Below are 20,322 nucleotides of genomic sequence, written 5' to 3'. Positions count from 1 at the left end.
ATCCGGGCCAGTCTCAACCGGACCTTCTGTGAGGCAACTTTCCCAGTTTAACCAAGCTATCCACCGAAGTCAAGACCATCGGCCGATATGCGTCACACTGGGCTGACAGGCGCTCCTCGTACTACCTCGTTTCCCGGTCCCGCTCGGCGTCTCCGCCTCGCTTCGGCTCCGGGTTGGTGTCCGTGTCGCTCTGACTTGGACTAAGTTACGCGGCGGAAAACGCTACGTCAAATCGCCTGGACAACTAGGTGTTTCGGCAGGTCAGAAGCACGCGATCGGAGTGATCCGGGCCTGAATCACGCGGATGTGATTCAGGCCACCGCGATCGTCATGCACCTGCCCGCAGCACCCCGGCCAGGTTCTTCTTGCCACGCCGCAGAACGAGCCAGCGCCCGTGCAGGTAGTCGGCGTCGGCGGGCGTCCAGTCGATGTCGGACACTTTCACGTTGTTCACCGACGCGCCGCCTTCGTTCACCGCGCGCCGAGCGGCTCCACGACTCTCGGACAGGCCGGTCGCGACGAGCAGGTCCACGATGGTGGTCGGCTCGCCGGCTTTGACCTGCGCGACTTCGCCGTCCACCGCGGCTTCGCGCAGCGCGGAGCCGAGCGTCGCCTCGTCCAGGTCGCGCAGTTCCGCTCGCCCGAACAGCGCCTGGCTGGCCAGCTGCACCGCACGGGTGTGGGCCTCCCCGTGCACCAGGTTCGTCATCTCGGCGGCGAGCCTGCGCTGCGCTTCCCTGGCATGTGGGCGCTCGGCGGTGGCCTGCTCCAGTTCGTCGAGCTCCTCGCGCGACAGGAACGTGAACCAGCGCAGGTAGCGCAGCACGTCGGCGTCGGCCGTGTTCACGAAGTACTGGTACCAGGCGTAGGGACTGGTCATCTCGGGATCGAGCCACAGGCTGCCGCCGCCGGTGGATTTGCCGAACTTCTTGCCGTCGGCGGAGGTCACCAGCGGAACGGTCAGCGCGTGCACGGACGCGCCGTCCACCCGGCGGTTGAGTTCCACGCCCGCGATGATGTTGCCCCATTGGTCGGAGCCGCCCACCTGCAGCGTGCAGCCGTAGTCGCGGCGCAGCTGTAGGTAGTCGTTGGCCTGCAGGAGCATGTAGCTGAACTCGGTGTAAGAGATGCCCTCGCCGTCCAGACGCCGCTTGATCGTGTCGCGCGCCAGCATGACGTTCACCGAGAAGTGCTTGCCGATATCGCGCAGGAAGTCGACCGTGGTCAGCTGCCCGGTCCAGTCCATGTTGTCGACGACGACCGCGCCGGTCGGCGAGTTGTCGAGGTCGACGAAGCGCTCCAGCTGCGAGCGGATCCGCTCGGCCCAGCCCGCGACGGTGTCGGTCGAGTTCATCGTCCGCTCGCCGACGTCGCGCGGGTCGCCGATCAGCCCCGTGGCGCCGCCGGCCAGCACGATGGGGCGGTGTCCGGCACGCTGGAAACGCTTCAGCGCGAGCAGCGGCACCAGGTGGCCCGCGTGCAGGCTGGCGGCGGTGGGGTCGAAGCCGGCATACAGGGTCAGCGGACCGGCGGCCGCCGCCGCACGCAAGGCATCCAGATCGGTGGACTGCGCGATCAGTCCGCGCCAGGTCAGTTCGTCGATGATGTCGCCGCTCACGCTGTCCTATCTTTCCGCACGAGGTCCGTGGCCGAGTGCGCGCCTCGGTGTCGTCGCCGGACACGGCGGGTTCAGTGGTCGAGGCGGGTCGTTCGAAGAGGCCGGCGACGCGTTCAGGGCGAGGTGCCCCACGGAAACTCATCGCGCCGCGGCGGAAATCCTCGACCCGTCGTCAGGCCGACTTCGTCGCGGGCAGTGGCGCGCGGGGACTGCGCCGGTAGACCGACACCGCCCGCGAGCCCGGCAGCCAGAAACGCCACGGCACGTCCGCCGCGCTGCTGACGCCCACCCGTGGGCCGCCGGCGATTTCGGCGACATCGACCGGATCGCGCAACTCGAGGCGAATTCGCGAGGACGGTTCGAACAGCGGGGTCCCGTAGTCGCTCAGGGCGATCCCCAGGGCGCTGCCGAGATTTCCGGGCCCCTTGGCCAAGTCGAGATCGGATCGAGCGCCAGGTCGGCGTGCGCGCACCGTCTCCAGTCCCTCGATCACTTCGCCGGAGCGGATCAGTACGGCGCTCGCAACTCCGTCCGGTCCGCTCGTCACGTTGACACAGGTGTGCATGCCGTAGCTGAGGTAGACGTACAGCACACCGGCGGGGCCGAACATCACGTCATTGCGCTTGGTGCGGCCGCGCCCGGAATGCGATGCCGGGTCCGGCCACGGCCCGGCCGGGTCTCCCCCATAGGCCTCGACTTCGACGATCCGTACACCGACCGGACCCGACCGCAACGTCGCCCCGAGCAGACGCCGGGCGGCGGCGGGCGGTTCGACGGCGAGTTCCTCCACTGCATGGGCACACACAGCCGCCATTGTCCCGGACCGCTGTGACACGCGCCCAGCCACTCGCCGACCGCCGCGGCTCCCACTCCGATGCTTCGGTTATCCGCCGGAATGGGTGGCACCATCGATACCGGAGGAGAGCCCCTTCAACTTGTACGGGTTGACCTGGAACCTGAGATTGCGGATGCGTCCCTCCTCGATGTCGTAGGTGAACGCGGCCACCGGGTTGCCGTCGATGAGCGCGAGCGCACCGAGTTCGCCGTTGATGGCCGCGGATTCGAGCACGAATCCGGTGACGATCGGCTTGGCCAGCACGCCGAGGATCCAGCGTGCGACGTGGTCGGGGCCGTGCAGCGGGCGGCGTGCCGCGGTGACCACGCCGCCGCCGTCGGACCAGCACGTGACGTCGGGGGCGAGCAGGTCCATCAGGGCGTTGAGGTCGCCGCCGGAGCACGCGGCCATGAACCGGGCGGTGATGCGGTCGCGCTCCGCCTCGTCGGTGTCGAAACGCGGCCGGCGGGCTTGCACGTGCCGCTTGGCGCGGTGCGCGATCTGCCGGATCGCGGGCTCCGACCGGTCCAAGGTCTCGGCGATCTCGGCGTGGGTGTAGCCGAAGACCGAACGCAGCAGGAAGACCGCGCGTTCGACCGGACTCAGCGTTTCCAGGACAACCAGCATCGCCGTGGAGACGGTATCGACCACTTCGGTCTCCTGCGCGAAGTCGGGGGAGGTCAGCAGCGGTTCGGGCAGCCAGGGCCCGACGTAGTTCTCCCGGGCGGCCTTGGCCGAGGTGAGCCGGTTGAGTGCCAGGTTGGTGACCGTGCGCACGAGATATGCCTTGGGATGGCGCACCGTGGAGCGGTCGGTGTCGTTCCACTTCAGCCAAGCATCCTGGAGGACGTCCTCCGCGTCGGTGACGGTTCCCAGCATCCGGTACGCCGTCGCGAACAGCAGTCGCCGGTGTTCGAGGAAAGAGTCCGGTTCGGATGTCCGCTCAGCCATGGCTGGATCCTCCTGTCGGCGCGGCTGCCTTCCGACGGGCCGCCGCCGCAGAGCGCGACGGCTGCGCCGCGCGACGCGACCGCGAGACGCTCCGCGCATCGATGTGCGTTGCTCGGGTTCTCGAGAGTCCGAGCAGAGTCGGATGCGCCGGGGACGATGCCGGTCTCGGCACGCTGCCCCAGGCGTGAATCAATCTGTCGGTGCGAAAGCGGGCCGCGCCGTCGACGGTCAGGCGAGGTTCGGTTTTCATATCGGTTCTCCTTGGGCCCGGGCACCCGAGGTGGGGGTGACGAACATGGGACAGATGATCGGCCGGGAACGTGACATCGCGAGATGTGGGGCCCGTCACACTTGCTGCGTGTGCGGATCACCCTGACGGTCCGCATGCCGGTGTCAGGGGCGGACCGGGGTGCAAATAGGGACGCTCCCGGATGTGTTGACGCACTGCCGATTTCTACCGTCGGTCCATGTCTTCGGATTCCCGGCCACGCACGGCGCGGCGGTCGCTCGTGATTCTCGTATCGGTCGTGACGTCGCTGGTTCTCGCGATCTCCGCGGTCGTCGTCCGGGTGTACGTCGGGGCGGCCGTGTCCACGGTCGGAAGTACCGAATTCCGGAACGAACTCGCCATCCCGCCGCTGGCGCCGTCGCGGATCGGAGCTGACGGCACGCGCACTTCGAGCTCGAGATGGCTTCGGGGCGACGGGAATTCCGGCCCGGGCAAGTTACCGAGACCTGGGGTTTCAACGGCGACTACCTCGGGCCGACGCTGCGGGCGCGGCGCGGGGAGAAGGTGGCGGTCACCGTCCGCAACAACCTGCCGGAGTCCTCGACCGTGCACTGGCACGGTATGCACCTGCCCGCCGCGATGGACGGCGGGCCGCACCAGCGGGTCGCGCCGGGCGCCGCTCGGACGCCGAACTGGACTATTGACCAACCGGCGGCCACCCTCTGGTATCACCCCCATCCGCACGGTGCCACCGAGACCCATGTACGCCGTGGGCTGGCGGGCATGTTCCTGATCGACGACGAGGTGTCCGCTTCCCTCGCCCTCCCTTCCACCTACGGTGTGGACGACCTGCCGGTGATCGTCCAAGACGTGAGATTCGACGGCGCGGCGTTCGACTCCGCTCACCGGATGTTCCGCGACGTCGGGTTCCTCGGCGACCGAACCATGGTCAACGGAACGCTCGCGCCGTACCGAGAGGTCGGCGACGAACTCGTGCGCCTGCGGCTGCTCAACGCCTCGACCGCACGGATCTACACGTTCGAGTTCGCCGACCAGCGGCCGTTCTCGCTGGTGGCCACCGACGGCGGCCTACTCGAACGACCGAGCGTCCTGGATCGGCTGCGGCTGTCGCCGGGCGAGCGCGCCGACATCGTCGTGCGGGTGCGCCCCGGCGAACGCGCGGTGCTGCGCAGCGGCGAACTCGACGCCGGGCTGGATTTCTGGACACAGCGTTTCGCCGGTGGTGACGACACCTTCGACATCCTCGAATTGCGTGCGGCGCAGGCGCTGCGGCCGTCACCGCAGCTGCCCGTCGTCCTGGCCCGGCCGACCACGCCGGATGGCGGCGACTCGGTGCGGGAACGGCATTTCGACCTGAACCTCGCCGGGATCAACGGCTCCCCGATGGTTATGGACCGCATCGACTTCGCGGTGACGCGCGGCGCCGCGGAGACCTGGGTGGTGCGCAACGCCGACGGCATGCCGCACAACTTCCACGTCCACGACGTGCAATTCCGCGTGCTCGCGGTCAACGACGCCGCACCGTCCGCGGACCTGGCCGGACCGAAGGACACCGTCTTCCTTCCGCCGAACAGCACAGTGCGACTGGCCATGCGATTCGACGGCCCCGCCGATCCGGACCTGCCGTACATGTACCACTGCCATCTGCTCTGGCACGAAGACCTCGGGATGATGGGTCAGTTCGTGGTGGTGGAACCCGGCCAGGAAGCCGGGCAGCCGCCGAAACACCACGGTCACTGATCCCGCGCCGCGCACTCTTGCCTGGTCGGCTCGGGCGGGCTAAATTCATCACATAGTGAATTCAACACTCGATGAATTGAGGCGGCCGTGTCGCATCCCACCCCATCCCCCGCCGTCGAGGTACGGAGCCTGCGGGTCGACCGCGGCGGCCGCGAAGTACTGCACGATGTCTCGCTGACCATTCCGCGCGGCTCGATCACCGGGCTGCTCGGCCCTTCCGGGTGCGGCAAGACCACGCTGATGCGCTGCATCGTCGGCACTCAGATCGTCGAATCCGGCGATGTGTCCGCACTCGGCCTCCCGGCCGGCGCGGCGGCGTTGCGTCATCTGATCGGCTACGTCACCCAGGCGCCGAGCATCTACAACGACATCAGCGTCCGCGACAACGTCGCGTACTTCGCCGCGCTCTACGGCCGTGATCGCGCCGACGTCGACGACGCGATCACGGCCGTCGGCCTCACCGACCACGCCCACCAGCGCGGCGACGAACTCTCCGGCGGCCAGGAGACCCGCGCTTCGCTCGCGTGCGCGCTGGTCGCCCGGCCCCAGCTACTGGTGCTGGACGAACCGACGGTCGGGCTGGACCCGGTGCTGCGCGTCGAACTGTGGAAGCAGTTCCGCGAGCTGGCCGCCAACGGAACGACGCTGCTGGTGTCCAGCCATGTGATGGACGAGGCCGAGCACTGCGACCGGCTGCTGCTGATGCGCGAGGGGCAATTGCTCGCCCAGCTCAGCCCCGACGAACTGCGCGCGCGGACGGGCGAGCAGAACCTGGAGACCGCCTTCCTCACCTTGATCACGATGGGACAGAACGCATGACCGCCACCCTGGAAGCCGCGCCGCGGCGGACGCCGACGTTGCGTCCCTATGCCGCGACCACCGGTCGCATCCTGCGCCAACTGCGCAACGACCACCGCACCGTCGCGATGATCCTGGTGGTCCCCGCTCTGCTGATGGCTCTGCTGTACTTCATCTACCGGGACACCCCAGCCAACCCGATGAACCCGGTCTCGCTGTTCGACCGGGTGGGCATCAGCATGCTCGGCATCCTGCCGTTCATCGTGATGTTCCTGATCACCGCGATCGCCATGCAGCGCGAACGCACCTCGGGCACGCTGGAGCGGCTGCTGTCCACGCCGCTGACCAAACTCGACCTGCTCGCCGGGTACGGCACCGCGTTCTCGCTGGCCGCGGCGGCACAGGCGACCGTCGCCTGCTTGGTCTCCTTCGGGTTGCTGGGGCTGGACGCGGCGGGCAGCCCCGGTTGGGTGGTGCTGATCGCGGTGGTCGACGCGGTGTGCGGGGTGGCGCTGGGCCTGCTGGCAAGCGCGTTCGCGCGCACCGAATTTCAAGCCGTACAGTTCATGCCGGTCGTGGTCGGGCCGCAGATCTTCCTGTGCGGCTTGCTCGTTCCCCGCGGCCAGCTGCCCGACTGGCTGGAGGTGATCAGCAACGTGATGCCGTTGAGCTACGCGGTCGACGCGCTACAGCAGGTGTCGGCGCATCCCGAGGTCACCGGCCAGATGTGGCGTGATCTGGCCATCGTCGCCGGATTCGCGATCGTCGCGCTGGGCCTGGGCGCGGCCACGCTACGACGGCGGACCACGTGACGGCGGGCAACGGCTCCGGTGACGGCGAGCCGCGCACCCGCACGGGCCGCCGACCAGGGCAGTCGGGCGCCCGCGAGGCCATCCTCGCGGCCGCCCGCGCCCGGTTCGCCGACGTCGGCTTCGACAAGACCTCGGTGCGCGCGGTCGCCACCGACGCCGGGGTCGATCCGGCGCTGGTGCACCACTACTTCGGCACCAAGCAACAGCTTTTCGCCGCGGTGGTGGAACTTCCGGTGGACCCCGAGGCGACCTTGCGGATCATCGAAGCCGCGCCGCTGGACAAGCTGGGCGAGACCATCATTCGCGCGGTGGTCGGCGTCTGGGATTCTCCCGCGGGGCCCGGTGTGGTGGCCGTGGTGCGCAGCATCCTGGCCGGCAGCGACGATCCGGCACTGGCCAGGAGATTCCTGTTGGAGGTCGTGCTGGAACGCGTACGCCTGCGGATCGCCACGCCGGAAGACGACGGCCGGGTGCGGATCGGGCTGGTCGCGTCGCAGATGATCGGCGTGCTGGTGGCCCGCAAGATCGTCGGCGTGGAACCGCTGGCGTCGATGCCCGCGACCGACCTGGCCGCCGCCGTGGGCCCGACGCTGCAGCGCTATCTGACCGGCGACATCGCGGCGCAAGCGGCGTCCCGCTGAGGCGGCCGAACACCACGCGGCAGCAACCGGTCGTCACTCCACGACTTCGACGACGTCCCCGGGCCACAGGTATTCGTAGAACGCCTTGGCCCCTTCGTGGGTCATCCGGACGCAGCCGTGCGACTTCTTCTCGATCGGGCCGACGTGGAAGGCGATGTCGCCATTGAAGAACGTCGCGTACGGCATCGGAGCGTTGTGCATGGTGCTCCAGTGGAACTCCCGTTTGAACGACACGCGGAAGACCCCGGGCGGCGTCTCGTAGCCCGGCATCCCATGGGAGATCGGCGTCGGTCCGTAGACCACTTTGCCCTCGTCCATCAACCAGGCTTCGTCGGTGGAGAGCCGCATGCACGCCCGGGCGGCCGTGGAACACGGGGCGACGGGCGGCGGTGGCGGGATGATCGCGGGTATACCGGGGATGTCCGGGCCACCCGGCCACAGCGGTTCGGCCTGGGCGGGCGCCGTGATGGTGAATCCCGCCGCGACGACCGCGAACGCGGTCGCACATCGAGCTGTCCAGTTACGTAAACGCGTAGCGCTCATTACGTTCCCGACCTCTCTACCTCACCAGGCTGGTCGCATCGCCCCTTGGCTGGAGCGAGGGGACCGTCGCGAGGTGCAAATGATCATGGCGGACCCGGCTTCGAACGGTCAATGGACGCAAAACGACCGTGACTCATCCGTTGCCCGCCGGTCGGCGAGTCGTGCGAGAGAGCGGGATGGGGCGCAGCGGTGGGTCAGTCGCCGGTCTGCGCGGTGAACGCGTCGTGCTCGGCGTCGGTGACGTCCCTGGCTTCATCGATGAGCAGGACCGGGATGCCGTTCTCGATCGGGTATGCCCGGCGCAGGCGCGGGTTGTAGAGCAGCGCGCTGCCGTCGGCGGCACGCACCAGCCGCAGTGGCCCCTTGTCCTGCGGGCAGGCCAGCAGGCTCAGCAGTGTGTCGTCGATGGTGGTGTGCTCAGGCATACCCGGAAACTTACCTTCCGGCCGCGGCGGACCGGGAACCGTCCGCGTCGAGTGCCTGCGTGCGGCGGAACGAGATGTGCCGGTGCCCGAAGAAGCTGGCTCCCGCCACCAGCGCCATCACCGCGACCGCCGACGGAATGCTCGGCAGGTGCAGGATCGACACACCCAATTGGAGCAGTGCCATGTTCAGCGCCAGCCCACCGGAGTTCACCGCGACGAACGCGAGGAAGTCCCGCGCGAGGCGCCCGCGCACCCGGAACACGAGGGTGCGGTGCAGGACGAACGCCACGACCACGCTGACGCCGTAGGCCAGGGCGGGCGCGAGAGCAGCGGGCGCCCGGTCGCCGAGCACCGCCAGCCAGGTCACCGTCAGGGCCATGCCGAGGCCGGTGTTCACCACGCCAACCACGGCGAACGCGATCTCCTGGCGCCGCACCATCCGCAGCAGCGGGCCGGGGTCGGCGGCAAGGCGGGCATCCGGCGCGCATTCCCGCGGCGCGTCCGGGGCATCGCGGCGTGGCGCGTCCGGTGCGGGCGCGGGCGCGCCGACTCTATCCGCCGCGCGCCCGCTCATCGGATGGCGTCGGCCGAGTCGGGCTCCGGTGCCACAGCCGCGTCCGGCGGGGACGGCTCGTCGGCGGCGGCGACCGGCGGGTCGAGCCGACGCCTGCCACGCAGATACACCCACTCCAGCACGCCGAGGCCGAGCAACCCCAGCAGTGCCGCGGCGACGCCGATCCGCCAGCCCGGCGGCTGCCAGGACAGCACCAGCTCACCGGAGCTGCCAGCCGGAAGATCAACGGCCACAAACGTTTTGGCTACCAGAGTGGAGGTGATCTCGCGGCCGTCCAGCGTCGCCCGGTAACCCGGCCAGCCGAGCCTGGCGAACACGACTCGACCGCCCTCGGGCGAACTCACCCGCACCCGGCTGGTGGTTTCGGATTCCGCGACCGATGTGGCCGTCGCGCCCTGGGTGGCCGCGATTCGGCCGTCCCGGGTCGAGATCAGGCCGTCGGTGCGTTCCAGCACCGCGATGTACTTCTCGTGCCCCGGATAGTCGACCCAGCGCCAGCCGGAGGGCGCGGGCTGGTCGCGGGCGTCGGGGTACAGCGCGCGATGCAGCACGACCCGGTCGACCTTCATCAGGTCGACGATGGTGCGTCCGGTGGTCGGCTCGGTCGCGAAGGCGCGCCGGTAGGCGTCGGGGCACACGCTGGTGTCCCAGCGCATGCACAGCGTCTCGCCGAACCAGAAGTGACCGTTGGGGGTGTATCCGCTGACGTAGGTCAGTTCGAGATTCTTCGCGTAATTGCCGAACACCAGCGATCCATACGCGCCGGACAGATTCCGTTCCTGCGGTGGGATGAGCATACGATCGCCGAGTTGAAGCGTAGTGCCGGGAAAATCGGGGAACGCCGCCTTCATCTCCGAGCGGTCTTCCGGCAGATTCCAGCCCATCGGCGTCGGTTGCGCGCCCCAGACCTGCAGGTACGCAATGGGGAACACGGAGACGACGATCAGCGCGCAGGCGGCGGCCGCGCCGCGGCCGCGCCCGAGCCATACCGCGACGGCTCCGAGCGCCGCCACTCCCAGCGCCGCGACGACATGCGGGACGACCTCCTGCGGCGCGGCCGAGAACGAGCGCGCCCACAACAGGCCGATGAGCACCGCGGCCACGATGCCGCGCCGCCGGCTGTCCCGCACGGTCGCGAAGCGGCCGAGCAGCACGCACACCAGCACCAGCAGACCCAGCGCGACCATCGGCAGGACCCGGGCGGGCCAGCGCAATGGACCGACCGCGCCGGGCCCGGCGGTCCACATCAACGCCATGACCGCGAACAGCGCGGGCGCGACGAAATCGCGCGCCGACCCGAGCGCCTTGCGCCAGTCGACGAAGGCCAGCGCCGGAACCAGGAACCATGCGATGTAGACCACCGGCATCGGCTGCACATAGCCCCACCAGGAATTGAACGCGGGCAGCGTGCTGGGCAGGCTGGCGTTCAGCGACTCCGACCACGGCACCGTGAGGAACTGGTCGTTGTTGATCTGCGCGGTGCCGCGCCAGGTCACCTTCGCCGACAGCATGCTCGGCAGGTAGGTGGCCAAGCCGGCCAGTGCCGCGCAGGCGGCGACCGTGAGCAGGCGCAGCGACGGCCGCCACGCTTTCTGGTGGACGAGTTCGCCGATCGCGACGGCTCCCACCATCAGACCGGCCTCGACCGCGGGAAAGATGTACTGCACCGAGATGGCCAGATACAAGAAGACAAAAGTGGGGATCGGCCCGCTGCGCCCACGGGCATAGCGCACCCCGGAGGCCCACGCGTGCGCCAGCCAGGCGGTGCCGGTGAACGCGGTCATCCAACTGGCCTCGTCGAAGAACAGCAGCCATCCGGAGAACGGCATGGCCGTGCCCGCCACCGCGGCCCACGGCGCCTTCGCCCCGTAGGCCAGGCAGATCCGGTAGACGCCGAGCGCGAGGATGATCGCGAAAATCAGCTTCACCACGGTGGCGTACAGCGCGAGGTTGTCGATCGAGGGCGCGATCAGGTCGATCAGCAATTGCGGTGGGTTGAGCAGCCCGGCTTCTTCGATGGCGTAGTTGCCCGCCATCCAGTGCTCGGGAACCAGTGCCGGGAATCGTCCTTCGCGCAGGTTTCGGCCCAGCATCACCCACAGCGGCGCGTACTGCGATTCGGTGTCGTCGGTGTAGAAATGCCGGGCGTTGGCGAGTAGCACCGCACCGTAACCCGCGACCACTCCGAGCGCTGTGATGACGCCCCAGGTGACAACTTCGCGTGCGGGGAGGGTTCTACGTTCGGCCACGAGTCACAGACCCTACCGCCAACTCGGCGCCGGTCCGGCAAGCCAGTGCCGAGACGCCGTCCGAGCCGCGCTAGCCGGCCGTGCCCGCGGACCGCGCCTCCGGTCCGCGGCGGAACGAGATGTAGCGATGGCCGAAGAAGCTGGCCACCGCGACCAAGCCCATCACCACGACGGCCGACGGGATCCGCGGCAGGTGCAGCACCGAGACCGCCAGCGACAGCAGCACGGTGTTCATCAGCAACCCACCGGAATTCACGACGACGAAGCCCGCGAAGTCGCGCAGCACCCGGCCGCGTACCCGGAACACGAGGGTCCGGTGCAGGACGAACGCGACGACGATGCCCACCGCGTAGGCCAGCACCACGGCGACCGCGGGCGGCCACGCGTCGCCCAGCACCGCCAGCCACACCACGGTCAGCGCGATACCGAGCAGCGTGTTGCCCGCGCCGACCACAGCGAAGGCGACTTCTTGTCGCCGGACCACCCGCGTCAGCAGCCCCGGCGCGGGCGCGTCGGTGATCGCGTCGGGTTCCATGGCGACCGCTCGCGCGTCCGTGTTCACGAAACGACGTCCGCCAGTTCGCGATCCGGCTCGGCGCGCTCGTCCGCGCCGGTCTGCTCCGGCTCGTCGCGCCGCCGGGACCGGACATGCAGCCACTGCAGCACGCCGATGCCGAGCAGACCCGCCACGGCGGTACCGATACCGATCTTCCAGCCGGGCGGACGCCAGGTCAGCACGAGTTCGGCATCCCTCGTGCCCGCGGGGACTTCGACGGCGACGAAGGACTTGGCCACCGTCGTGATCGGAATCGACTTCCCGTCCAACGTGACTCGATAGCCCGGCCAGCCCAGCCGAGCGAACACGACCCGGCCGCCCTCGGCCGAGGACACCCGCACCCGGCTGGTGGTGTCGGTTTCGGAGATCGATGTCGCGCTGACCTTCGCGGCGTCGGTCACCCGGCCGTTGGTCGTCGAGATGGGTCCGTTCACACGTTCCAGCACCGCGATGTAGCGCTCGTGTCCCGGGTAGTCGACCCACTTCCAGCCTTCGGGCGCCGGCTGAGCGGGCGCGTCCGGGAACAGGGCTCGCTGCACCACCACCCGGTCCAGATTCATCAGATCGACCAGTGGCCGCCCGGTGGTGGGCTCCGGTGCGAACACGCGCCGGTAGGCGTCCGGGCAGACGCTGCCGTCCCAGCGCATGCACAGCATCTCGCCGAAGTAGAAGTGGCCGCTGGGGGTGTAGCCGTTGACGTAATCCAGTTCGAGTCCCCGGGCGTAGTTGCCGAAGACGAGCGATCCGTAAGCGCCCTCGATGCTCTTGTCCTGCGGTTGCAGCAGTCCGCGATCGGCCAGCTGGATGGTGTTGCCCGCGAAGTCCGGGAACGCCGCCTGCGCCTGGGAACGCTTCGCGGGCAGGTTCCACGACATCGGAGTGGGTTGCGCCGCTTCGACCTGGAAATACGCGATCGGGAACATCGCCACGACGGTCAGAGCGCACGCCGCCGCGGTCCCCTTGGTGCGCCCGAGCCACACCGCTCCCGCCCCCAGCGCGGCCAGCGCCAGCGCCGCGACCACGTGCCAGATCGCGTCGTGCGGGTCGGCCGAGAACGAGCGCACCCACAGCAGCAGGATCAGCACGCCCGCCGCGATGCCGCGATTCTTCGGGTCGCGCACCGTGCCGTAGCGGCCCAGCAGCACGCACACCAGCACGAGCAGGCCGATGGCCAGCATCGGCAGCACACGCGCGGGCCAGCGCAGCGGCCCGACCGAACCCGGGCCCGCGGTCCACATCAGCATCATGATCGCGAAGATCGCGACCGCGCTCAGTTCCCGCCAGGATTCTTTGGCGCGGCGCCAGTCGATGAACGCCAGGGCCGGGATCAGGAACCAGGCGATGTAGGTGACCGGCAGCGGCTGCACGTAACCCCACCACGAACTGAACGCGGGCAGCGAACTGGGCAGGCTGGCGTTCAGCGACTCCGACCACGGCACCGTGAGGAACTGGTCGTTGTTGATCTGCGCGGTGCCGCGCCAGGTCACCTTCGCCGACAGCATCGATGGCAGGAAGGTCAGCAGGCCCGCCAGGCCGGCGCAGCCCGCCGCGAGGGTCAGCCGCAGCACCGGCTGCCACTTGCGCTGATACACCAGCTCGCCCGCGGCCACCGCCAGCAGCATCAGCACCGCTTCGACCGCGGGGAAGATGTACTGCGTCGAGATGGTCAGATACAGGTACACGAAGACCGGGATGGGGCCGCCGAGCCCGCGCGTGTAGCGCACCGAAGCCGCCCAGGCGTGCACCATCCACGCGGTGCCGGTGAGCGCGGTCATCCAGCTGGCTTCGTCGAAGAAGAGGAAGAAGCCCGTCAGCGGCAGCGCGATGCCCGCCACCGCCGACCAGGCCGGCCGCCCGCCGTAGACCAGGCAGATGCGGTAGACGCCGAGCGCGGCGATGATCGAGAAGATCAGCTTCACGACGGTGGCGTACAGCGCGACGTTGTCCACCGAGGGCGCGATCAGGTCGATCAGCAGCTGCGGCGGGTTGAACAGGCCCGCGTCGTCCATCGTGTTGTTGCCCGCCATCCACTGCTCGGGCACCATGACCGGGAATTCGCCCGCGCGCAGCGCACGGCCGAGGCCGACCCACAGCGAGGTGTACTGGGACTCGGTGTCGTCGGTGAAGAAATGCCGGGCGTTGGCGAGCAGGACAGCGAGGTAACCCGCGATCACTCCGAGCGCGGTGATGACCCCCCACCGGTAGACATCTCGCCGCGAATAGACATCCGGCCGCGAGCCGGGCACTGCACTGTCCGTCACGAGTTCCAAACCCTACAGGCTGGCTCTCCGCTTGGCATGGGTCGTGGACGCCAGCAAGATGAGGGCATGATCAGCTGCTCCGGTGGCCGTGTAACGCCCCGTGCTAGAGTCCACACCGGTTCGGGCTCCGCAGTTCTGCGACGAGTACCGGCACGCACCGTCATCGAAAGTCGATCCAGCTGATGCCGATTCCCCACGCCCGCGCATTCCGTTCCGGCGCCCCCGCGACGAACGGCGACCCGGCACGGCCCGGCGTGGACCGGCCGCACACGGTGTCGGTGGTGGTGCCGGTGTACCGGGGCGAGGACACGATCGCGGGTCTGGTCACCGAGTTGCACGATCTCACGCGCACCGTCGAGACCCCGGGCGGCACCACGTTCACCGTCACCGAGATCATCCTCGTGCACGACCATGGTCCTGACCGTTCCGACGTGGTGTTGCAGCAGCTGCGGGAAACCTATCCCGCGGTGCGCACCGTCTGGCTCAGCCGCAATTTCGGCCAGGACGCCGCGACGATCGCCGGGATGTCGGTCGCGGCCGGTGACTGGATCGTCACGATGGACGAGGACGGCCAGCACGACCCCCGCTTCATCAGCACGTTCCTGGACACGGCCCTGGCGCAGCGCGCCGACCTGGTCTATTCCAAGCCGACCAACACCAGGCCGCACGGTTTCCTGCGCAACCTGACCTCGCGCGGAGCCAAGCTGGTGCTCGCGACGCTGTTCGCGTTCCCGAGTTCCACGCGGTTCGAAAGTTACCGGCTGATCCGCGGCGACATCGGCAGGCAGCTCGCCGAGGTCGCCTCCAACGGCGTCTACCTGGATGTCGCGCTGACCTGGGTGGTCGGCGCCGTCGCGCAGGCTCCGGTGGTGCTGCGGGCCGAGGGCCGGGAGGAATCCGGTTACAACTACCGCCGCCTGTTCTCCTTGTTCTGGAAGATGGTGCTGTGCAGCGGCACCCGCGGTCTGCGGCTGGTGAGCCTGCTCGGCGTCACGCTGGCGCTGGCCGGCGGCGTGATGGCCGCGATCGTCGTGTTCGAGGCGCTGACCACCGACGGCTGGGCGCCCGAAGGCTGGGCCTCCACCATCGTGGTGCTGCTGCTGTGCTCCGGCGCCGTGCTGTTCTCCCTCGGGCTCATCGCCGAGTACCTCGGTGTCGCCTTGCACATCCTGGTGGGCAAACCGCTCTACCTCACCGTCGAGACGCCGACCCCACGTCCGGCCGATACTTCGCCACTGACCGCCGCCACCGCCAGCAGGGGGACCGACCGGGTTGAGCACTGACCGCGTCATCTTCAGCCGCCCGTTCCGGGCGCGCCGGGAACTAGCGAACCTGGAGGCCGTGCTGGCCTCCGATCACAGCCACGGTGACGGACAGTTCACCGCGTCGGCCACCGCGAAGCTGAAGGCGATCACGGGCGCGCCGCACGCCCTGCTCACCACCTCCTGCACCTCCGCGCTGGAGATGGCGGGCCTGCTGCTGGAGCTGGGCCCCGACGACGAAGTGATCGTGCCCAGCTTCGCGTTCACCTCCACCGCCACCTCGATGGCGCTGCGCGGCGCCACCTGCGTGTTCGCCGACATCGATCCGGCCACCGGCAACCTGGACCCGGAGTCGGTGGCCGCCGTGGTCACGGCGCGGACCAAGGCCGTGGTGGTCATCCACTACGGCGGCGTCGCCGCGGACATGGCCGGACTGCTGGCCCTGGCGAACGCGCACGGTTTCGCCGTCGTCGAGGACAACGCGCACGGACTCGGCGGCACCTGGCGCGGCAGGCAGCTGGGCACCATCGGCACGATGGGCACGCTCAGCTTCCACGACACCAAGAACGTGCACTGCGGCGAGGGCGGCGCGTTGCTGCTCACCGACGAGATCCTGATGGCCCGCGCGGAGATCATCCGGGAGAAGGGCACCGACCGGGCCCGGTTCCTGCGCGGAGCGGTGGACAAGTACTCCTGGCAGGACATCGGCTCCAGCTATCTGCCCAGCGAGCTGAACGCGGCCGTGCTGGACGCGCAGCTGGAGGAGTTCGACACCATCCAGGCCGGACGGCACCGGGTCTGGGACGCCTACGCCGCCGCCCTGCCGGACTGGGCCGCACGCAACGACGTGCGCCTGATGTCCGTGCCCGCCGATCGCGGGCACACCGCGCACCTGTACTACCTGCGCACCCCGACCGAGCGGCGCCGCGACGACCTGATCGCGCACCTGGCCGCTCGCGGCATCTCCGCGCCGTTCCACTACATTCCGCTCGACTCCAGCCCGGCGGGCTTCAAGCTGGGCCGCACCCCGCGGCCGTGCGCGCGCAGCGCCGAGTTCTCCGGAACCGTCGTGCGTCTGCCGCTCTGGCCGGATCTCACCGACGCGCAGGTAGCGCGTGTGGTGGAGGCGGTCACCGCGTTCACCGTGTGACCGCGCCGCCGCGATGGGCGGCGCGGGCCTCCGGCGTCACGCGGTGAGCACGTAGAGCTTTTCCCTGCCGCCCGCGATGAGGGACTGCTGGGCCACCCGCGGTTCGTACGCGGCGAACAGCTCGTCCAGCGTCCGCTCGGTGAAGCGGTGCGCCTGCTCGCCGTCGCCCGCGTCGGTGAACCGCTTGCCGATCGTGGCGAGGACCGGATTGTCGCTGGTGGCCAGGTTGCGGATCGGCTCGGCGACGATCACCTGGCGGGTGGCCGCCGCGAGCATCCGGTCGATCAGAGGCTGCGGCTCGGGGAGAAAGTGGTAGAGGCTGGCCTGCATGATCACGTAGTCGGCGGTGGGCAGCGCGTCCTCTGCACGCAGATTCCAGACCGCGCCTCGTCCGCCCGCTTCGTTCACCCGCGCGACGAAACGCTCATTGAGATCGAGGCCTGTGTAGTCGACCGACTTGTGCCGCAGATAGCGGGTGTACAGCGTCGCCGGGCCGCAGCACAGATCCACCACGCTCGACCCGTCCGGGACGAGCTCGGCGATAGCGCGATACCGAGCCGTGTAATGCCTGCCGTACAACCCACGCATCAGCACCTCGTAGACGGTCCCGTTGCGGTAAATAAGGCTCGTTCGCACAGACACTCACTATGCCATCGGTCGGTGAATCCGGCGCTTCGGCAAGGTGAATCGCGTCAATCGCCGAACAGCGTGCGCGCCTGCTCGGCCGAGAGGGTCTCGTAGGCGTCCGACGCCCGGTTGTACCACCAGGTGTCCGGGCCCGGCTCCGGACGGCCCGCGGCCTGCACCGCACGGGCGGAGGGACGGAAGGACGGGCTGCGCGGGATGTCGTCCACCACGTACACCACGTCGGGCCGCTGGTCCGGGTCCAGTACGCGCAACGCCTCGGTGAGGTCCTTCGGTTCCAGGCGGAAGCCTTCGCGCACGCTCACCGCCGCCACCGCGAGGCAGTGGTCGCCGACGTTGAGCCCGAAGGCGACCTCCATGTCGACCGCGGTGATGTCGTTGAGCACGTCCACCACCGGCTGACCGAACACCGGCCCGCGCCGGGTGTGGATCACCGTGTCCGTGCGGTCGACCAGCCAGTAGTCGCCGTCGCCGTCGCGGCGGAACAGATTCTCCGTCGGCATCCACGAGTCGCCCGCCGCGAAGACCCCGCGCAGGCCACCCGACGAGATGTCGACGCCGTCGGACGCCTTGCCGATCAGCAGGCCCACCTCGTTGTCCGCGCAGCGGCGGGCGAAGCCGGACCCGTCGACCAGGATGCGTTCGGTGAGCGGGTCGAAGGCGACCAGCTCCACCTTCGCGGTGCCCGGAACCGGCCTGCCCTTGCATCCGCGCTTCACACCGGCCACGTTGGCCAGCACCACATCGCCCTCGATGGAGGCGTAGAACTCCAGCACCCGGGCGGGATCGAACTGCTCGACGGTGCGCCGCCACAGCCCCGCGGGCATACCCGAACCGATGAACAACCGGATCGGGTGGCGGTGGCCGGTCGGGAACACCTCGGCGTCGAGGATGTCGCGCAGCATGGTCCAGGTGTAGGTGACCACCGTGACGCCGTAGCGGTGCACCTCCTCGGCGAAGCGCTCCGGGTTCAGCGAGCGGGCCAGCGCGATCCGGCTTCCGCCCGCGACCGCCCCACCGAGACTGACCAGCAGGCCGGAGGAATGATGCAGCGGGGCGAGGCAGTACACCGTGTCACGCCGATTGAGATCGGCCGTGGTCGCGGTGCCGAACGCCGACAGCGCCCAGCGATGGTTGGTGATGTACTTCGTCTCCAGCCGCTCGCCGGTGCCGGTGACGAGCACGAACGCCAGCTCCCGCGCCAAGCCCGGGTCGGGCCGGTACCAGGCGGGCACCCGCACCCGCGCCGGATCGATCTGCTCGAGGTCGATCAAGCGATCACTGGCGGGCAGCGCCAGCTCGCGCGTGTCACCGCCGCCGAGCACCAGCACCCTGGCGCCGGTCGCGGCGGCCTGTCGCAGGTTCTCCGGATCGGCGATCAATGTCTCCACGCCGGTCAGCTCGATCGCGCGGCTCAGTTCGCTGTTCGGGGCCAGCAGCACCGCCACCGCGCCCAGTCGCGACAGCGCCGCGACGGAGGCCAGCGCGCTGGGCCTGGTCTCCATCACCACACCGACCCGCATGGCGGGGCGCACCCCCACCGAGATCAGGCCGCGCACAACGTTGTCGATGCGTGTGTTGACCGCCGCGTTGGTGTGCACTCGGTCGTCGAACAGGAAAAGGTCGCGCTGGGGCGCGCGGCGCGTCTGCTCGGCGAGCAACCGGCCGAGCGATACCCGGGTATGCGGCTGAATCATGCCGAGGCGGGTCAGCCTGGGCAAGGCCCGTGCCGCTTCGCCGGCCAACTCGATCGATCCGCGCACCGTGTTGTTCGCGATGCCCTCGAGCGCCTTGCCCACTCCGGTGCCCGCTTCCGCCAGCGTCGCGGCCGTGTGCACCACCCGGGTCGCCGCCGACCGCGGGCGATTGCTCGGCACGTGCTCGGCCATCGGCACGATCTCCGGCGGCAACGGCTTGTCGCCGTTCATCCACTCGACCCACTGCCGCACCAGCGGCCAGGTGTGGTTGGTGGCCGTGCTGCCGGCCACCAGGCCGAAATGCCCCGCGACCAGCGTCGCCTCGTACACTTCCGCGTTGGGGGCGGCGCGCACGATGCCGCGCACCGCGGCGGGCTGTCCGATGTCGTCGACCTCGCCGACGAAGGCGAGAATCGGGCATTTCAGCTCGGCCAGCGAGATCGGATGGTCGCGGATCACGAAACCGCCGACCATCAGCCGGTTGTGCGCGACGAACTGCTTGAGCAGATCCGCCGCGGCGGGGCCCGCGTACCCGACCCAGCCGTCGCTGTTGAGGAAGCGCCGCTGGCGTTCCTTGGGCAGCAGCGCCTCGCGGTCGTGCAGCTGACGGAGGAAATCGAACCTGGACTTGGCGGTCTTCACCGGGTCGAGCAGCTGGAAGCCGATCCGCACCATCGAGTCGGTGATCGGCAGCCGGGTGACCACGTGGTCGGCCAGGAAGTCGGCGACGTCGGAGACCATCCCGTAGGGCAGCCCGAACGGCATGCCCGCGACGATGTCGACCGGGCTGCCGAAGGTCACGATGCTGTCCACGCCCTTGCCGTACCGGTAGGCGGCGGTCTGGTAGGCGAACATGCCGCCCTGCGAGTAGCCCATCAGGTGCACGCCGCTGCCGGTGGCCTCGTTGACCGTGTCGATGGCGCTGTTGACGGCCAGCACGTGGTCGGCGAGGTCGCGCTGCCAGCCGCCCTCCTCGCTCGCGGGCGAGCCGAAGTCGACGACCCAGCAGTCGACTCCGCCGCGGTGCAGGATGCCGACGGCGCCGTCTTCGGCGTTCACGTCCCAGATGTCGGCGTTCACCATCAGCGGCGGGACCAGCAGGGCCACCGGGCGGCCCGGGGTGGCGTCGTCGGGGAAGTAGTGGCGCAGCCGGTACATGCGCCTGCGCTCCACGACCTCGAACGGAGACGACTCGACGTCGTGGGTCAGCCCGCCGAAGCGGATGACCTCCAAGCCGTTCTGCGCGGTCGCCATCAGCCGCTGCACCGAGCCGACCACATCCTTCGCACTCAACTTCACCATCGCTCCTGGCCCC

At 69.3% G+C, this 20,322-nt stretch carries 17 protein-coding genes; 6 read left to right on the top strand and 11 right to left on the bottom strand.

Annotated elements, in window-relative coordinates; all coding sequences use genetic code 11:
* Window positions 1-328: 328 nt before the first annotated feature.
* The 3 genes from tyrS to ON27_RS10695 form a co-directional block, all read right to left on the bottom strand.
* Entirely contained in the window at window positions 329-1,618 is a 1,290-nt protein-coding gene (gene tyrS / locus ON27_RS10705) for a tyrosine--tRNA ligase (RefSeq protein ID WP_043723630.1), read from the bottom strand.
* A gap of 172 nt (window positions 1,619-1,790) precedes the next feature.
* Window positions 1,791-2,432 carry a DNA-3-methyladenine glycosylase gene (locus tag ON27_RS10700; RefSeq protein WP_043723624.1) on the bottom strand — a complete coding sequence of 214 codons (642 nt, stop codon included), beginning with the start codon at window positions 2,430-2,432 and terminating at the stop codon, window positions 1,791-1,793.
* Window positions 2,433-2,501: 69 nt separating this feature from the next.
* On the bottom strand, window positions 2,502-3,404 hold the full coding sequence (locus ON27_RS10695; RefSeq protein ID WP_043723620.1) for an RNA polymerase sigma-70 factor: 903 nt from the start codon (window positions 3,402-3,404) through the stop codon (window positions 2,502-2,504).
* Between the two features lie 688 nt (window positions 3,405-4,092).
* Here ON27_RS10695 and ON27_RS10690 point away from each other — a divergent pair.
* The 4 genes from ON27_RS10690 to ON27_RS10675 all read left to right on the top strand — a co-directional run bounded on the left by ON27_RS10690 (window position 4,093) and on the right by ON27_RS10675 (window position 7,645).
* On the top strand, window positions 4,093-5,394 hold the full coding sequence (locus ON27_RS10690; RefSeq protein WP_245559906.1) for a multicopper oxidase family protein: 1,302 nt from the start codon (window positions 4,093-4,095) through the stop codon (window positions 5,392-5,394).
* Window positions 5,395-5,481: 87 nt separating this feature from the next.
* Window positions 5,482-6,213 (top strand): ABC transporter ATP-binding protein, encoded by a 732-nt coding sequence (locus ON27_RS10685; protein ID WP_043723616.1) that lies wholly within the window; start codon window positions 5,482-5,484, stop codon window positions 6,211-6,213.
* Entirely contained in the window at window positions 6,210-7,004 is a 795-nt protein-coding gene (locus tag ON27_RS10680; RefSeq protein ID WP_051046421.1) for an ABC transporter permease, read from the top strand. The genes ON27_RS10685 and ON27_RS10680 overlap by 4 nt, the downstream gene beginning before the upstream one ends.
* Entirely contained in the window at window positions 7,001-7,645 is a 645-nt protein-coding gene (locus ON27_RS10675) for a TetR/AcrR family transcriptional regulator (protein WP_043723611.1), read from the top strand. Before ON27_RS10680 ends, ON27_RS10675 begins: the two co-directional genes overlap by 4 nt.
* A gap of 33 nt (window positions 7,646-7,678) precedes the next feature.
* Here ON27_RS10675 and ON27_RS10670 read toward each other — a convergent pair whose 3' ends face one another.
* From ON27_RS10670 to ON27_RS10645, 6 genes are all read right to left on the bottom strand, one after another.
* Window positions 7,679-8,188: a L,D-transpeptidase gene (locus ON27_RS10670; protein WP_043723606.1), complete on the bottom strand. Its 510-nt coding sequence runs from the start codon at window positions 8,186-8,188 to the stop codon at window positions 7,679-7,681.
* Window positions 8,189-8,382: 194 nt separating this feature from the next.
* Window positions 8,383-8,613 carry a Trm112 family protein gene (locus ON27_RS10665; protein WP_043723600.1) on the bottom strand — a complete coding sequence of 77 codons (231 nt, stop codon included), beginning with the start codon at window positions 8,611-8,613 and terminating at the stop codon, window positions 8,383-8,385.
* 10 nt (window positions 8,614-8,623) lie between these two features.
* Complete coding sequence (locus ON27_RS10660) at window positions 8,624-9,187, bottom strand: GtrA family protein (RefSeq protein WP_083887492.1); 564 nt, start codon at window positions 9,185-9,187, stop codon at window positions 8,624-8,626.
* Window positions 9,184-11,436 carry a membrane protein gene (locus ON27_RS10655; protein ID WP_043723597.1) on the bottom strand — a complete coding sequence of 751 codons (2,253 nt, stop codon included), beginning with the start codon at window positions 11,434-11,436 and terminating at the stop codon, window positions 9,184-9,186. Before ON27_RS10655 ends, ON27_RS10660 begins: the two co-directional genes overlap by 4 nt.
* A gap of 70 nt (window positions 11,437-11,506) precedes the next feature.
* Complete coding sequence (locus tag ON27_RS10650) at window positions 11,507-11,971, bottom strand: GtrA family protein (protein ID WP_043723643.1); 465 nt, start codon at window positions 11,969-11,971, stop codon at window positions 11,507-11,509.
* Between the two features lie 23 nt (window positions 11,972-11,994).
* Window positions 11,995-14,166 (bottom strand): hypothetical protein, encoded by a 2,172-nt coding sequence (locus ON27_RS10645; protein ID WP_063711301.1) that lies wholly within the window; start codon window positions 14,164-14,166, stop codon window positions 11,995-11,997.
* Between the two features lie 269 nt (window positions 14,167-14,435).
* Here ON27_RS10645 and ON27_RS10640 point away from each other — a divergent pair, with 269 nt between their 5' ends.
* Together ON27_RS10640 and rffA are read left to right on the top strand one after the other, a co-directional pair.
* A complete protein-coding gene (locus ON27_RS10640) occupies window positions 14,436-15,536 on the top strand; it encodes a glycosyltransferase (protein ID WP_051046420.1) in 1,101 nt (366 codons plus the stop codon).
* On the top strand, window positions 15,526-16,665 hold the full coding sequence (rffA, locus tag ON27_RS10635; RefSeq protein ID WP_043723591.1) for a dTDP-4-amino-4,6-dideoxygalactose transaminase: 1,140 nt from the start codon (window positions 15,526-15,528) through the stop codon (window positions 16,663-16,665). Before ON27_RS10640 ends, rffA begins: the two co-directional genes overlap by 11 nt.
* 36 nt (window positions 16,666-16,701) lie before the next feature.
* Here rffA and ON27_RS10630 read toward each other — a convergent pair whose 3' ends face one another.
* A complete protein-coding gene (locus ON27_RS10630) occupies window positions 16,702-17,301 on the bottom strand; it encodes a class I SAM-dependent methyltransferase (protein WP_043723587.1) in 600 nt (199 codons plus the stop codon).
* Between the two features lie 56 nt (window positions 17,302-17,357).
* Entirely contained in the window at window positions 17,358-20,309 is a 2,952-nt protein-coding gene (locus tag ON27_RS10625; RefSeq protein WP_043723584.1) for an acyl-CoA synthetase, read from the bottom strand.
* Window positions 20,310-20,322 lie beyond the last annotated feature (13 nt).

Origin of the sequence: Nocardia asiatica NBRC 100129, from assembly GCF_000308415.1 — a bacterium.
Taxonomy (GTDB): Bacteria; Actinomycetota; Actinomycetes; order Mycobacteriales; family Mycobacteriaceae; genus Nocardia; species Nocardia asiatica.
Note: the sequence above shows the minus strand (reverse complement) of the source record. Positions and strands in the feature narration are given on the sequence as shown.

Bases quoted from the DNA above. Each gene is read 5' to 3' on its own strand.
- ON27_RS10700 (WP_043723624.1), bottom strand. From the start codon at position 2,432: ATGGCGGCTGTGTGTGCCCATGCAGTGGAGGAACTCGCCGTCGAACCG.
- ON27_RS10695 (WP_043723620.1), bottom strand. From the start codon at position 3,404: ATGGCTGAGCGGACATCCGAACCGGACTCTTTCCTCGAACACCGGCGA.
- ON27_RS10690 (WP_245559906.1), top strand. From the start codon at position 4,093: ATGGCTTCGGGGCGACGGGAATTCCGGCCCGGGCAAGTTACCGAGACC.
- ON27_RS10680 (WP_051046421.1), top strand. From the start codon at position 6,210: ATGACCGCCACCCTGGAAGCCGCGCCGCGGCGGACGCCGACGTTGCGT.
- ON27_RS10670 (WP_043723606.1), bottom strand. From the start codon at position 8,188: ATGAGCGCTACGCGTTTACGTAACTGGACAGCTCGATGTGCGACCGCG.
- ON27_RS10665 (WP_043723600.1), bottom strand. From the start codon at position 8,613: ATGCCTGAGCACACCACCATCGACGACACACTGCTGAGCCTGCTGGCC.
- ON27_RS10660 (WP_083887492.1), bottom strand. From the start codon at position 9,187: ATGAGCGGGCGCGCGGCGGATAGAGTCGGCGCGCCCGCGCCCGCACCG.
- ON27_RS10650 (WP_043723643.1), bottom strand. From the start codon at position 11,971: ATGGAACCCGACGCGATCACCGACGCGCCCGCGCCGGGGCTGCTGACG.
- ON27_RS10640 (WP_051046420.1), top strand. From the start codon at position 14,436: ATGCCGATTCCCCACGCCCGCGCATTCCGTTCCGGCGCCCCCGCGACG.
- ON27_RS10625 (WP_043723584.1), bottom strand. From the start codon at position 20,309: ATGGTGAAGTTGAGTGCGAAGGATGTGGTCGGCTCGGTGCAGCGGCTG.